12 protein-coding genes and 1 pseudogene are annotated in these 14,065 nt (G+C 73.5%); 6 read left to right on the top strand and 7 right to left on the bottom strand.

The genetic code is table 11. From position 1 onward, the window contains the following. The first annotated feature begins 103 nt into the window (after positions 1-103). Positions 104-484, top strand: coding sequence for a nuclear transport factor 2 family protein (locus ACQYWQ_RS11950; RefSeq protein ID WP_431034377.1), 381 nt, complete (start codon positions 104-106; stop codon positions 482-484). Here ACQYWQ_RS11950 and ACQYWQ_RS11945 read toward each other — a convergent pair. Further along, positions 481-1,488, bottom strand: a complete 1,008-nt coding sequence (locus ACQYWQ_RS11945) for a hypothetical protein (protein WP_431034375.1) — start codon at positions 1,486-1,488, stop codon at positions 481-483. The two genes, ACQYWQ_RS11950 and ACQYWQ_RS11945, sit on opposite strands and share 4 nt — an antisense overlap. Positions 1,489-1,727: 239 nt before the next feature. Next, on the bottom strand, positions 1,728-3,380 hold the full coding sequence (locus ACQYWQ_RS11940; protein ID WP_431034374.1) for a penicillin-binding transpeptidase domain-containing protein: 1,653 nt from the start codon (positions 3,378-3,380) through the stop codon (positions 1,728-1,730). 86 nt (positions 3,381-3,466) lie between these two features. Between ACQYWQ_RS11940 and ACQYWQ_RS11935 the strand changes: the two genes are divergently transcribed. The 4 genes from ACQYWQ_RS11935 to ACQYWQ_RS11920 all read left to right on the top strand — a co-directional run bounded on the left by ACQYWQ_RS11935 (position 3,467) and on the right by ACQYWQ_RS11920 (position 9,494). After that, positions 3,467-4,489 carry a LysR family transcriptional regulator gene (locus ACQYWQ_RS11935; RefSeq protein WP_431034372.1) on the top strand — a complete coding sequence of 341 codons (1,023 nt, stop codon included), beginning with the start codon at positions 3,467-3,469 and terminating at the stop codon, positions 4,487-4,489. Further along, positions 4,486-5,430: a serine hydrolase gene (locus tag ACQYWQ_RS11930; RefSeq protein WP_431034371.1), complete on the top strand. Its 945-nt coding sequence runs from the start codon at positions 4,486-4,488 to the stop codon at positions 5,428-5,430. Before ACQYWQ_RS11935 ends, ACQYWQ_RS11930 begins: the two co-directional genes overlap by 4 nt. 708 nt (positions 5,431-6,138) lie before the next feature. Next, positions 6,139-6,930, top strand: coding sequence for an ABC transporter ATP-binding protein (locus ACQYWQ_RS11925; protein ID WP_431034369.1), 792 nt, complete (start codon positions 6,139-6,141; stop codon positions 6,928-6,930). Next, positions 6,927-9,494 (top strand): ABC transporter permease, encoded by a 2,568-nt coding sequence (locus ACQYWQ_RS11920; protein ID WP_431034368.1) that lies wholly within the window; start codon positions 6,927-6,929, stop codon positions 9,492-9,494. Before ACQYWQ_RS11925 ends, ACQYWQ_RS11920 begins: the two co-directional genes overlap by 4 nt. Before the next feature lie 497 nt (positions 9,495-9,991). Here the strand turns inward: ACQYWQ_RS11920 and ACQYWQ_RS11915 are convergent, their stop codons facing one another. From ACQYWQ_RS11915 to ACQYWQ_RS11900, 4 genes and pseudogenes are all read right to left on the bottom strand, one after another. After that, positions 9,992-10,318 carry a chitin binding peritrophin-A domain-containing protein gene (locus tag ACQYWQ_RS11915; RefSeq protein ID WP_431034366.1) on the bottom strand — a complete coding sequence of 109 codons (327 nt, stop codon included), beginning with the start codon at positions 10,316-10,318 and terminating at the stop codon, positions 9,992-9,994. 162 nt (positions 10,319-10,480) lie between these two features. Beyond that, entirely contained in the window at positions 10,481-10,798 is a 318-nt protein-coding gene (locus ACQYWQ_RS11910) for an STAS domain-containing protein (RefSeq protein ID WP_431034365.1), read from the bottom strand. Continuing rightward, complete coding sequence (locus tag ACQYWQ_RS11905) at positions 10,795-11,283, bottom strand: ATP-binding protein (RefSeq protein ID WP_431034363.1); 489 nt, start codon at positions 11,281-11,283, stop codon at positions 10,795-10,797. Before ACQYWQ_RS11905 ends, ACQYWQ_RS11910 begins: the two co-directional genes overlap by 4 nt. Positions 11,284-11,675: 392 nt before the next feature. Further along, positions 11,676-12,155 (bottom strand): annotated as a pseudogene (locus tag ACQYWQ_RS11900) (winged helix-turn-helix transcriptional regulator); the annotation flags it as partial. Positions 12,156-12,256: 101 nt separating this feature from the next. Here ACQYWQ_RS11900 and ACQYWQ_RS11895 point away from each other — a divergent pair. After that, positions 12,257-12,910, top strand: a complete 654-nt coding sequence (locus ACQYWQ_RS11895; RefSeq protein ID WP_431039153.1) for a dihydrofolate reductase family protein — start codon at positions 12,257-12,259, stop codon at positions 12,908-12,910. A 230-nt stretch (positions 12,911-13,140) separates the two neighbouring features. Here ACQYWQ_RS11895 and ACQYWQ_RS11890 read toward each other — a convergent pair whose 3' ends face one another. Further along, complete coding sequence (locus ACQYWQ_RS11890; RefSeq protein ID WP_431034361.1) at positions 13,141-13,986, bottom strand: SDR family oxidoreductase; 846 nt, start codon at positions 13,984-13,986, stop codon at positions 13,141-13,143. Positions 13,987-14,065 lie beyond the last annotated feature (79 nt).

Raw genomic sequence — 14,065 nt, 5'->3', positions numbered from 1 at the left:
GAGACACCAGGACCGCGGCGCGCTTGCCCCTGCCCCGGGGGGAGGACCGACGGTGGAGCCCGTGCCCGGAAGGACCGGGACGACGAGAGGAACGGGAGCGGCCATGCCCACCACCGAGATCCCCCTGAGCGGCGTCGTCGCCGCCCATGTCCGCGCGGTCAACGCCTTCGACGTCGACGCGGTCATGGCGACGTTCGCGCCGGACGCGTACGTCATCGACGCGAGCCGCGAGATCCGGGGCGCCGCGGCGATCCGCCGCTGGGTGGAGAAGGAGATGACGGGCGAGCATGTCACCATCGACCCCGTGGAGGTCGTCGACCACTACGGCGACGTCGTCGTCAGGGGCCGCTACGACGGCGACTTCGACAGGACGGGACTGCCCGAGGAGCTGATCATGAGCAATTACTTCTCGGTCAGGGAAGGCAGGATCGTGTCGCTCGCCGTCGTCCTCACCCGGCCGAGCCCGTACGGGGACATGGCCTAGCCCAGCTCGCTCTCCACGCGGCTCAGGTAGGCGTACGGGTGGTGCTCCGCGTGCTGCCGCAGGGGCCGCACCTCGCGGGTCGCGATGTTGAACCCGATGTTCCCCGCGATCGAGGCGAGCCACTCCAGGCCGGGGAGTAGCAGCGCGCCCGCCGCGGTGCCCGCGACGGCGACCGTCGCGGAGAGGGAGCGCGAGACCCACGCGGTGCGGCTCGCGCGGGCGGCGGCGTGGTAGTCCTCGCGTGCCTGCCGCAGCTCGGGTTCGATGCGGCGCAGGACGTCGGCGGGGTGCTCCCAGTCCTGACGCAGGCGGCGGAGCAGCGTCTGCGTCGCACCCATCAGGCGCTCGCGCTCGTCCGCGTACTTCTCGCGGAAGGCGAGGACCCGCGCGGTCGGCGTGCCGGGCGCGGGCGTCGGGAGCAGCCGCCCGAGCTGCACGCGCCACGCCCCGACGCCCTGGCCCCGGCCGCCGGACCGCACGGCCGACTCGTGCGCCCCCTCGTGCTCGGTGTACGGCGTGTACGCGCGGGTCTCGTCCGTACGGGCGATCTGGTGGGCGAGTGCCCCGACGAGCAGCTGTCGCACCTCGCGGGAGACGAGCACGCTGTACCGGGGGCGGCGGGGATCGGGGGAGGGGCCGACCGCGCGTCCCAGGCCGCTCCTGACGATCCGCCGTTCCAGCGCGACACCGACCTTCGTGGCGAACAGGCCCGCGTCCATCGGCTCGGTCACCGGCCCGTGCGGTGTCCGCGCGAGCGCCACCAGGTCCTCGCAGAGCATGACGAAGTCCCGGTGGTCCCTCAGGGGTTCGGTGAGGCGCTCGGACAGGGTGAGGGGGTGGTAGAGCCCCCGGTCGGCGAGTTCGCGCAGCTCGTCCGTGACCGCGTGGGCGGCTGTGCCGGGGTCCGAGGGGACGATGGAGGCGAGAGCGTCCCAGTACAGCAGTCCCTGGTGCAGGACCGCGGCCGGGGGGTTGACCAGGGGGTAGTAGAGAAGCGTGGGCACGGGCGTCCCTCCTCGCGAACGGCCCCTGACTGAGGGGGAGTCATACGGTAGCCCCGCCCTTCTCCGTACTCCCTTGGGCCCCGCGTCCGGCCTCGCGCCCCTTCCCCGCGTCCGGCCCCGCGCCCCTTCCCCGCGTTCGGCCTCGCGCCCCGGCCCCGCGTTCGGCCCGCGCCCCCCTCGCGCCCCCTCGCGCCCCGCCCCGTGCCCTCGCCCCCCGGCCTCTCCCGCGGTTCCGTCCGTTACGACCCGTCCCCCGGGACCCGCGACAGGAGTTCGTGGAGGATCGGGCCCGCCGAGCCGCTGCCCGTGACGCCGCCCTCGACGACGCAGGCGATGGCCACGTTGCCGCGCCGGGCGACCATCCAGCCGTTGTTGGGGGCGTCGTCGGAGACCTCGGCCGTGCCGGTCTTGCCGCCGATCTCGCCGGGGAGGTCGGCGAGGACGCGGGCCGTGCCCTCGGTGACCGTGGCGCGGGTGAGGGTGCGGAGGTCGGAACTGACCCGGGCGGGGAGGGGAGTTGTCTTCGTCGTGTCCTTGGGGTCGGGGACGAGGTGGGGCATGCGGAAGCGGCCGGTCGTGGCGGTCGCGGTGACCGAGGCCATGATCAGCGGGTTGGCCTGGATGCGGGCCTGGCCGATCATCGAGGCCGCCTTCTCCGTCTCGTCCTTCGGGGCGGGCACCGATCCGTCGTACGAGGGAATGCCGATGTGCCACTCCTGGCCGATGCCGTAGTACTCGCGGGCGACGTCGCCGAGGGCCGTGGGGGCGAGTGTGCCGCGCAGGCTGATGAAGGCCGTGTTGCAGGACTCCGTGAAGTCCTTGCGGAAGGTCGCGTCAGGGAAGGACGAGGTCTCGACGTTGTGGAACTCCTTGCCCACGACGAGCTGCTTCGGGCAGTCCACGATCGTGTCCGGGCGAACGGCGTCCTTCATCAACAGGGCGCTGCTCGTGACGATTTTGAACGTCGAGCCGGGCGCGTACGTACCGGAGACGGCCCGGTTGAAGCCGCCGGCGGGGGAGTTGGCGACGGCGAGGATCTCGCCGGTGTCACTGCGGAGGGCGACGAGCGAGGCGTTGCGGTGCTTCGGCTCGGCCGCGAGAGCGTGTTCGGCGGCGGACTGCCAGTCGCTGTCGAGCGTCGTCCTTACGGGTTCCTCGCTCACCTCCTTCGCGCCGAACCGGGCCTCTGTGCGCAGGACGTCACCGCTCGTACGGTCCACGAGGCGGATCGCGCCGCGCGGGCCAGCGCCCCCGTCGGCGAGCTGCGCGAGCACGGGTGCGAGGGACGGGGTCGCGGCCGAGGTGAGGGTCTTGCCGTGGCGGTCCCGCGCCTTCGGCTCGCTCGTGTCCTCGCGCTCCAGGCGGAACTTCGCCACGTTGCTCAGGCGCGGGTGGACGAGGGAGAGTTTCCAGTCGACGAGCCAGGCGTCCTTCGCCTGTCTGAGGGTCAGTCGTGAGGTGTACGTCCACGTGCCGAGGTCCTTGACCGGCATCCGGGCCGTGAACGGGACCTCCACCGCGCCGCCCTCCGCCGCCCGGGGGACCCCGGCGGTGAGGCGCGGGCGCGTGATCTCCAGGCCGGAGGTGAAGCTGCCGAGGACGCGGCTCGCCTCGGCGGGGTGCGTCGTCCGTGCTCCGGCGGCGTCCAGGCGGTCCTGCGACCAGTCGGCGAGGAATCCGCGCGCCTGCGCGGCCGCCGCGGGGTCGGGGCCGTTCGCGCCCGCCCGTGCGAAGGGGCCCGCCTTCGCCACGTACAGCCCGAGCGCGGTCAGCGCGAGGACGAGGAGCACGGCGAGGACCGCCTTGAGCGCGGTACGGGAGCGGCGCCCGGGCCCCTGCGGCGGGTCCCAGGGGGCGAGCGGCGGGCCGGGGGTGCTGTGGTGGGTCGTCATGCGCCGAGGAGACCAGCGCGGCACCCACCTTGTCCAAGTTCGCTATCAGTCATTCATCCATATGGATGTGCGTATCATTCCTGCTCGTGGACCTGATCCGGCACCTGGAGTGCTTCGTGGCCGTTGCCGAAGAGTCACACTTCGGCCGGGCCGCGCGCCGGCTCGGCATGGCGCAGCCGCCGCTCTCGCAGCGCGTGCAGCGGCTGGAGAAGGAGCTGGGGGTACGGCTCTTCGCGCGCACGAGCCGCCGCGTCGCGCTCACCCGCGCGGGGCAGCTCCTGCTGCCCGAGGCGCGCGCGCTCCTCGACAGGCACGAGGCGTTGCGCGCCGTCGCGCGCCGCGTGCGCGAGGGCGGGAGCGGCCTGCTGCGGGCGGGCCTGCCGCCGGATCTCGCGGGCCCCACGGTCGCCGCGCTCCTCGAAGGCTTCCGGCGGGCGGGCACGGGCGTCGAGCTGGAGGTACGGGAGCTGACGACGGCCGAGCAGCTCGCCGCGCTGCGGGCGCGGGAACTCGACGTCGGCCTCGTCCACCACCCCTGTGCCCTCCAGGGCTTGGCGCTCGGCCCCGTGCTCCGCCGCGAACTGGGCGTACTGCTCGACGAGTCGGCGCAGGCGGCGCACGGCGAGACGGTGCCGCTGCGGGCGCTCGGGGACCGCGAACTCGTCCTCTTCCCGCGCGCGGAGGCGCCCGCGCTCTACGACGAACTCCTCAACTCCTGTGCCCGCGAGGGCTGGACGCCACGCGCCGTGCGGCATGGGCGGGGTGAGAACTTCGTCCGCGGCCTCGTGCTCTCCGGGCAGGCCGTCGCCTTCGTCCCGCGCACGGAGGCCGCGGACGTGCCGGGCCTCGCGTGGCGCCCGCTCGCGGGGGCGCCCCTCGCCCGCCGCCACTCGGCGGCGTGGCCCGCCGGTCGCGAGGACGCGGCCGTCGCGGCGTTCGCCGAGGCCGTCACCGTGGCCCTGCGCGAGCGGGAGGGGGCGGTGCCCGACGGGGGCGGGCTCCCGGCAGGGGACGCGGGCGCCGCCCCGGACGGCGACCCCGCGGCCCCGGGCCCCGTCACCCCCGTACGACCTTTGCACCTACGTCCAGCTGCGGAGTACTGGCTGTGAACGACGCACCCGAGGAACGCGCCAGGCAGGCCCGTCCGACCGCCGCGGGCGGTGCCGGGCGGCCGCGTACGGCCGTCGCGGACCGTATCGCCGCCGCGTTCGCCGACGCCGGGGTGGACGGCGTCGCGCACGCCGTGGACATCGACCGGGGGACGGAGGTGGGGTACGGGGCGGACCGGCTCGTGTGCACGGCGAGTGTCCACAAGCTGTGTCTGCTGCTCGCGCTGCACCGGCTCGCCGCGGCGGGGCGGCTCGACCTGACGGAGCAGGTCGAGTGCGCGGTCGAGGGGCGCACGCCGGGGGGTACGGGGCTCGCCGCGATGCTCGACGCGCCGCGCATGTCGCTGCGCGACCTCGCGTACCTCATGATCGCCGTGAGCGACAACGCGGCGGCCGATCTGCTCCTCGCGCGGGTCGGCCTGGAGGAGGTCAACCACACGACGGAGGCGCTGGGGCTGCGCCTCACCCGCGCGGTGGAGAGCTTCGGCGCGACGCAGGAGGGGATGCGCGAGGACGCGGGCCCCGCGGGCGCGCGGGCGCTCACCGACCCGCTCGTGCTCGCGCGCCTGCGGGCCCTCGACCCCACGCACGGCAACCGCTCCACCCCTCGCGAACTCACCTCCCTGTTGCGGGCGTTGTGGCGGGACGAGTTCCTGCCCGCGGCGCACGGGGCCGCGGTGCGCAGGCTGCTCGGCCTCCAGGTCTGGCCGCACCGGCTCGCCTCGGGTTTCCCCTTCGACGACGTCCAGGTCTTCGGCAAGACGGGCACGCTCCCGACGCTGCGGGCCGAGGCGGGGGTGGTGGCGTACCCCGACGGGGGCCGCTACGCGGTGGCGGTCTTCACGCGCTCCGCCGACACGGGGCTCGTCGTCCCCGCGGCGGATGCGGTGATCGGCGTGGTGGGGCGGACGGCGGTGGACGGGCTGCGCGGGATCGCGTAGCGGCGCGCTCTTGCGCGCCCGCGCCCGGCACGGACCTTGTGGAACCGCCACCGGACCTCGTGGAACCGGGGCCGGGCGACGCACTTGCGGGGAGAGGGAACGGACGCACGGGCGGTGAGGGCGGGCGCAGGCAGCCGTTGACGGCGTCCGGGGCAGGGCGGGGGGGACGCGCCGCCGATGCCGACGTGACGCCGGGCGCGCACACCCTGAGGTCAGCGGGGTCGCCCCGGGGCGACCCCGAGGCGTCCCCTAGGGGATTCCCCTGAGGGGGGCTCCGGGACGGTGGTACCGGCGGAGGAGGCAGGGGCGTCCCGCGGGCGCATAGCCTGGCGGAGCGAGGTTGACCGCAGGCGCGCAGGGGGGTTAACCCCCCTGCGGATTGTGCGCTCAGCCGCACTGCGCGGGGGCACGGGGGCAGGGAAGTATGGAACACGTAAGACAGCGGGAACGGAACGGGGACTGAGCGGGCCGGGCGCCGCGTAACGACACGTACAGCCGTCACGTACGACAGGTACAGCCGTCACGTACGGCACGTACGGCCGTCACGCGCGCCCCCCGTACCCGCTCCGCAGGACCACCGCTCCGCAGGACTTCGCAGCACAGGACTTCGCAGCACCGGATTCTCGCTCCGCGAGCCGCCCCCGGGGGGAACGGCGGGCGGCGCGGGGCGCGCTCACGCGCCTTGATGACCGATATAGGAGACATGACGTGACAACGGCACTGACCACACACCTGCGCCGGGCAGGCGAGGGCGGGCAGGCGGCAGTGGCCGCGCGGGCCCGGGGGCTCGTCAAGGCGTACGGCTCGGGGGAGACGCGTGTACGGGCACTCGACGGTGTCGACGTGGACATCGCGAAGGGGCGCTTCACCGCGATCATGGGGCCCTCGGGCTCGGGCAAGTCCACGCTGATGCACTGCCTCGCCGGGCTCGACACGGTCAGCGAAGGGCGCGTGTACCTCGGCGACGAGGAGATCACGGGGCTCAAGGACAAGCGGCTCACGCGCCTGCGCAGGGACCGTATCGGCTTCATCTTCCAGGCGTTCAACCTCATCCCGACGCTCAACGCCCTGGAGAACATCACGCTTCCTATGGACATCGCGGGCCGCAAGCCCGAGCGCGCCTGGCTCGACCAGGTCGTCGAGACCGTCGGTCTCGCGGGCCGCCTCAAGCACCGCCCCAACCAGCTCTCCGGCGGTCAGCAGCAGCGCGTCGCCGTGGCCCGCGCGCTCGCCGCGCGCCCCGAGATCATCTTCGGCGACGAGCCGACAGGGAACCTCGACTCGCGGGCCGGTGCCGAGGTGCTCGGCTTCCTGCGCACCTCCGTCGACCAGCTCGGGCAGACCATCGTCATGGTCACGCACGACCCGGTCGCCGCCTCGTACGCGGACCGGGTCCTCTACCTCGCCGACGGCAGGATCGTCGACGAGATGTACGAGCCGACCGCCGAGCAGGTCCTCGACCGCATGAAGGACTTCGACGCGCGGGGGCGGACCTCGTGACCGTCTTCCGTACCTCCCTGCGCAACTTCTGGGCGCACAAGGGCCGTATGGCGCTCTCCGCCGTGGCCGTGCTGCTCTCCGTCGCCTTCGTGTGCGGCACCCTCGTCTTCACGGACACGATGTCCACGACCTTCGACAAGCTCTTCGCGAAGACGGCCGCCGACGTCACCGTCAGCCCGAGCAAGGCCGCGCAGGACCGCGCGCAGTCCGAGAACGGGGCCACGCTGCCCGCCGCCGAGGTCGCGAAGCTCGCCCGCGTGGACGGGGTCGCGCACGCCGAGGGCGCGGTCAGCACCGAGTCCGTCACCGTCGTCGGCGCGGACAACAAGAGCCTCGGCGCCTCGACGGGTGCCCCGACGCTCGCGGGCAACTGGACCCGTGCCGACGACCAGTACATGCGGCTCACCTCGGGGCACCTGCCCCGCTCGCGCGCCGACGTCGTCGTGGACGCGGACACGGCCGAGGCGCACCACCTGAAGGCCGGGGACGAGGTCCGTACGATCACCGCGCACGGCGACTTCACCTCGCGCGTCAGCGGTATCGCTGCCTTCACCGTGACCAACCCCGGCGCGGCCGTCTTCTACTACGACACGGCCACCGCGCAGCGCGAACTCCTCGCCGCTCCGGGCCGGTTCTCGGCGATCAACCTCACCGCGGCGAAGGGCGTGAGCGACACCGCGCTGAAGGCGAGCGCGGCCGCCGTGCTCGACAAGGCGGGCCACAAACTGCTCACGCAGCAGGAGTCGGCCGACGAGAACAACAAGGACACCGCGTCCTTCCTCGACGTCATGAAGTACGCGCTGCTCGGCTTCGCCGGGATCGCCTTCCTCGTCGGGATCTTCCTCATCGTCAACACCTTCTCCATGCTCGTCGCCCAGCGCACCCGTGAACTGGGCCTGTTGCGCGCGGTCGGTTCCTCGCGGCGGCAGGTCAACCGCTCGGTGCTCGTCGAGGCGCTGCTGCTCGGCGTCGTCGGCTCGGTGCTGGGGGTGGCCGCCGGGGTCGGGCTCGCCGTCGGGCTCATGAAGCTCATGAGCGCGGTCGGGATGAACCTGTCCACGAACGACCTCACGATCGCCTGGACCACGCCCGTCATCGGGCTCGTCCTCGGCATCGCGGTGACCGTGCTCGCCGCGTACCTCCCGGCCAGGCGCGCGGGACGCGTCTCGCCGATGGCGGCGCTGCGCGAGACCGGCAGCCCGACCGATCGCCGTGCGGGAGCGGTGCGTTCGGTGTGCGGCGCGCTCCTCACGCTCGGTGGCGCGGCCGCGCTCTACCAGGTGACGACCGTCGAGAAGGCGGGGGACGGGGCGCCGTGGCTCGGCGGCGGGATCTTCCTGAGCCTGCTCGGTCTCGTCCTCGTCGGGCCGCTGCTGTCCGGGCTCGTGGTCCGCGTCATCGGCGCGGTCGTGCTGCGGGTCTTCGGCCCGATGGGGCGGCTCGCCGAGCGCAACGCGCTGCGCAACCCGCGCCGTACGGGTGCCACGGGTGCCGCGCTGATGATCGGGCTCGCGCTCGTCGCCTGCCTCTCCGTCGTCGGCTCCTCGATGGTCACGTCGGCGGGCGAGCAGCTCGACGAGTCGGTCGGCGCGGACTTCATCGTGGACACGATGAGCCAGCCGCTCGTGCCGAAGGCCGAGAAGGCGATCGCTGGGATCGACGGCATCGCGCACGTCTCGCACCTCAAGCGGGTCGGCGCGACGGTGACCTTCCCCGACGGGACGAAGAAGCGCAACGACGTCTCGGCGACCGAGCCGACGTACATGGAGGACGTCCACCAGAAGACCGTCTCCGGCAGCCTCTCGGCCGCGTACGAGAAGGACGGCATCGCGCTCAACGAGGGCTCCGCCGAGAAGTACGGCGTAAAGGTCGGCGACAAGCTGACCGTCGCCTTCCACGAGGGCGAGACCGTGCCGCTCACGGTCCGCGCGATCACCTCGGACGAGACGGTGTTCGACAAGGGCGCCTGGTACGTGTCGCTCGACACCGCCCGCGCGCACCTGCCCGCGGGGAAGGTCCCCGCGTCCGTCGCGCTCTTCGCGAAGGCCGACGACGGCCAGGAGAAGGCGGCGTACGCGCAGCTCAAGAAGGTCATGGACCCGTACCCGCAGTACGAGGTCGCCAACCAGGCCGACTACAAGCAGCTCCTGAAGGACCAGGTCGGCCAGCTCCTCAACATGATCTACGGGCTCCTCGCGCTCGCGATCGTCGTGGCTGTCCTGGGCGTCGTGAACACGCTCGCCCTGTCGGTCGTCGAACGCACCAGGGAGATCGGCCTCATGCGGGCCATCGGCCTCTCGCGCCGTCAGCTGCGCCGCATGATCCGCCTCGAATCGGTCGTGATCGCGCTGTTCGGCGCGGCGCTGGGCCTCGGCCTGGGCCTCGCCTGGGGAGCGAGCGCGCAATCGCTGCTCGCGCTGGAGGGCCTGAAGGTCCTGGACATCCCGTGGGGCACGATCGGCGGCGTCTTCGCGGGCTCGGCCCTGGTGGGTCTCCTCGCCGCGCTCGTACCGGCGTTCAGGGCGGGGCGGATGAACGTGCTGGGGGCGATCGCGACGGAGTGAGCGGGTGAGATCCCCGGTGGGTGTGGCGGAACGGGGGGCCACGCCGACGGGGGAGACACCCGGTGTCGGCCCGGCGGGGGGAACCGCCGGGCCGACCGGCGTTCGCGGCGCGAGGGCGAGGGCGGGGGCGGAGGGCGGGGCGGCGGAAGGGGGGCGGGGGCTGTGTGTGCTGGAGGTCCGCGCCGGGGCGCGTCCGGCCGGGGAGCGACGCGGCCGGGGCGACGGGGCGGGGGGCGACGCGGCCGGGGTCGGCGGGGCGGGGGCCTCCGGCTCCTGGGGGCCTCGGCTTGCGGCCACGGGTTCCCCGGACGCCCGGGGAGCCGTCCGTCCGCCGACCGGCCGGGCGCTCCGGGGCGAACGGGTGGCGCAGCGGGTGGCTCACCAAAGGGGCCGACGTCCCCGCGCCCGCCCCCGCCCACCGCCCACCGCCCCCGCCCACCGCCACCGCCATCGCCCCCGCCCGCGTCGCGGCGCAGGGGCCGGGGCCGCTTCGGGTGTCAGTCGAGGGGGGCTTCGTATGCGGGGTTGTCGGGGTTGAGCGCCCACGGGAAGTTGCACTGGACGCCGGGCAGGTCGACGTCGAAGACGGTGCCTTCCGGACACGTGAAGTCGGCACGCTGCAACCCGCCGCCCAGCGTGTAGCAGCGGGAGAACTTGGCGGGGTCGGACGGGTCGGCGAAGTAGCCCTCCTCGGTGCAGACCAGGCCCTGCGCGGTGTCGGCGGCGGGCGCGGCGAAGGCCGACTGGCCCACGGTCGCGGGCGCGACAACGCCCGTGAGCACGAGCGCGGCGGACACGGCCACGCGGGAGAGGAACGAGGTCATGGGGTGCCTCCATCGGCAAGGGAAATGATCAACGGGAGCAACGAACGAGACGCCGGAGGGACACGAACGGACAGCCGGTCGACGGAACAGCCGCGGCAGGCCGGGGGCACCCGTGTCCTCGGGCCCCGGGCCTGCGCGGTCGGCGGCGGGCGCGAGGCGGGGCTAGTGGATGGCGAACTCCTTGCGGAGACCCGCGATTTCGAGGATTCGCCGGACGTCGGCGCCGCAGTTGCGGAGGGCGACGGTCCCGCCCTCTCCCTGCGCGCGGTCCTTGAAGACCACGAGCATGCCGACCCCGAGGGAGTCGATGAGCGACACCTTCTCGAAGTCGATCACGATGTTCCGGACGGTGGGGTGGGAGACGAGCTGGTCGGTGGCCTTCATGAAGTCCGCGTGAAAGGTGTGGTCGAACAGTCCGTCGATGGTCAGCTTGCCGGTCGTGCCGGTCGTGCCGGTCACCGTGACAACTGCCGTACTCATGAGGGTCGCTCCTTTGCGGAGTGTGCCCCGGCGGGGGCGCTTGCGGTGAGGGGGTGACGGAGGACCACACGGGTTCCGCCGCCGGGTGGGGCGGTGATCTCGACGTCGTCCACGAGCCCGCGCATCAGCGGCAGTCCCCGGCCGTGGCCCAGCCCCCTGCGTTCCGGGGCGAGCGGGTCGGGGAGCGCGTCCGGGGCGAAGCCAGGCCCGTGATCGGAGGCCGTCGCCACGAAGGCGCCTTCCGTCACGTCGAGTGCGAGTGAGGGTGCCTGCCGCCCCGGCGGGTGTCCGTGCCGCACCGCGTTGAGCACGGCTTCGAGCACCGCGACGTACACCACGGAGCGCTCGGCCTCCGCCCCCGGCAACGAGCCGAGGAAAGCGCGGAGTCCGTCCTCGGCGCGGGCGAGGTCGGCCGGGGTGCCGACGGGGAGGGCGGGTCTCCCCGCGCCGTCGCTCCCGTCCGCCCCTCCGCCCCCTGCGCACACCGAGCCCAGCAGAGGCAATCCCCCCGATCGGGTGAGGAGGCTCGGGGTGCGGGGGTGTGTAAGGACGGCGTTACGGGGCGTCCGGGGGTGCGTACGGGCGGAGTTACGGGGCGCCGAGGGCGTGTACGGCGGAGTCGCGGGGGCGCCGGGGGTGGCCGCGGGCGGAGCCGCGGCGTGGTGCCGAAGGCCGTACGGGGCGGGCGTGCGGTCCGGGCGGGGCGGTGGCCTTGTCGGGCGGGCAGGGGACCTTGGCGGGGCGGCGGGCATCGAGGTGACCTCGGCCACCGACCCCGCTCTCCCTACTTCGCCTCGTCCGCCTCCCGTACCGCCGCCCCGGGCGCGGCACCCCGCGCCGCCTCGTCCGCCTCCCGTACCGCCGCCCCGGCCGCCGCACCCCGCGCCGCCTCGTAGGCCGCCCGCAGTCGTGTGCTCGGCGAGGGGCGCGTTGTTTTCCGGGGGATGCCCAGGTGGGTTTCCCGGAGTTCGTCCATCAGGTCTTCCACGAGCTGCGGGTCCTCCGCCAGGAGGCGGGCGCGTATCGCCAGTTCCGGGGTGGTGGGCCGGTGTTCCAGGCCCCAGGCGCCGAGCGCGACCATCACCGGGAGGGTCTTGATGCCGGCCTCGGTGAGCGTGTACGTCGCCTTCCGGCCGCGCGGGGCGTCGTCGCGCGTGAGGAGGCCCGTCTCGACGAGCTTGCGCAGGCGGGTGGCGAGGATGTTGGACGCGATGCCCTCGTCGTTGCGGGTCAGCAGCTCGCGGAAGTGGCGGCGGCCGCCGAAGATCAGGTCACGCAGCACGATCAGGGTCCACGGGTCCCCCAGGACCTCCACGGCGGCGTTGATCGCGCAACCCGATCGCGGCTCCTCACGCATCGCGACGCGACACCTCCTGACTGATTGCGACTCGCAACCCCGCCATCGTAGGGTTCGCTGACCGGTTGCAGTTCGCAAGCACTCACGGGAGGTCGATCACCATCAGCAAGGTCCGCGTACACAACTTCCATGTCTCGCTGGACGGTTACAGCGCAGGCGAGACCATCACGCTCGAAAGCCCTATGGGGGGCGCGGAGAGGATGTTCACACGCTTCGACGGGCGGGCGATCGACGGCGTTCAGGCGGTCGCGGACCCGATCACGCTCGACCGCGCCCTCACGAGCACCTGGGGTCAGGGCATCGGTGCGGAGATCATGGGCCGGGGCAAGTTCGGTCCGCAGAGCGGGGAGTGGACCGACGACGGCTGGCGCGGCTGGTGGGGCGAGGAGCCTCCCTTCGGCACGCCCGTGGTCGTGCTCACGCATCACCCTCGCGAACCCCTCCACTTCGACAACGGCACGAGCTTCCACTTCCTCGACGCCACGCCCAAGGAAGCGCTCGCGTACGCCCAGGGCCTCGCGGGCGGGCAGGACATCCGTCTGGGCGGCGGACCCTCCACCGTCCGGCAGTTCCTCGCGGCCGACCTCGTCGACTTCCTGCACCTGGTCACCGTGCCGATGATCCTCGGCGGCGGCGTCTCGATGTGGGACGGACTGGCCGACGTCCAGGAGCGCTTCACCATCGAGTCGACGGCCTCCGCGAGCGGCCTGACCCACCACTTCTGGAACCGGGTCGCCACCGCCCAGGACGCCTGACCGCCCACATACGCGACGCGGCCCCACCCGGGGCGGGTCGCCCGTGCACGCCCGGGCGACCCGCCGACCCGCCGACCCGCCGACCCGCCGACCCGCCCTCCGTGCGCCCGCCGTGCCCTGTGCGCCCGGCGCGCCCCCGGGGGACGAGCGGGCGTCGGACAGGGGCGGTCCGGTCTCTGCGGCCGGAGGTGCGGAGGAACGGCGCTCGGGCTGCTCGGGGTCGCAGGGGGTCAGTCCTGGACCGGTGTGGCCGGGCTGATGGCGTACGCCTTCCGCACGAGGGCGGGGCGGGTGCCGTCGTTGAGCCGCCGGTCCCAGAGGGCGTCGACCTGGGCGCGGACCTGCGGCTCCGTCTCCTCGGGCAGCAGGTTGCGGTAGCGCCGGTCCTCGCCGAGCAGGACCCGTACCGTGCGCGCGTAGACCGGCTCGGGGTCGTACTGCTCGTGCGGGAAGGCCAGTTCGGCGTAGTCGTGGAGGCGGTCGGCGGGGTCGTCGCGCCATTCCTTCCACGTCTCGAACATCGTGTCGTTGAAGCCGGTCAGGAACGGCCCGGGGTTGATCGTGGCGACGGTGACGCCGAACTCTGCCAGCTCCTGATCCAGCGCGTCGGCGAACGCCTCCACGGCGTGCTTCGACCCGGCGTAGGCACCCGTGAACGGGTCGACGGTGAGTCCGGCGACCGAGGACATGAAGACGATGCGCCCCCTGCGGCGCGCGGCCATCCGCCGGGCGATGCCCTGTGTGAGCAGGACGGGTCCGAAGACGTTGACCTCGAACTGACGGCGCAGCCGTTCCTCGGGGATGTCGGCGGTGGCGCCGCCCTCGGAGACTCCCGCGTTGTTGAGGAGGACTTCGACGTCCCAGGTCCAGGCGTTCTCGCGGTCGCCGGGGTCGGTGACGTCGAGCTTCTCGACGCGCAGGCCGACGCCTCGCTCCCGCGCCTCGGCACGCAGCGCCGTCACCTGGGCGATGATCTCCACGCCCGCGATCACCTCGTGCCCTTCGGCCGCGAGCCGCAGCGCCACCTCCTTGCCGAAACCGCTGCCCGCTCCGGTGATGAGAATCGGTCCCGACATGGTGGTTGAGCCTTCCTGTGCTGGCGCCCGGCCTGTTCCGGACACCGATCCCCGACCGCGCCCCACCACCTGCCCGTCG

This window comes from Streptomyces sp. P6-2-1, assembly GCF_050613165.1.
In the GTDB taxonomy this organism is placed as follows: Bacteria; Actinomycetota; Actinomycetes; order Streptomycetales; family Streptomycetaceae; genus Streptomyces.
The sequence above is the reverse complement of the archived record's forward strand: the minus strand, read 5'-3'. Positions and strand labels throughout refer to the sequence as shown.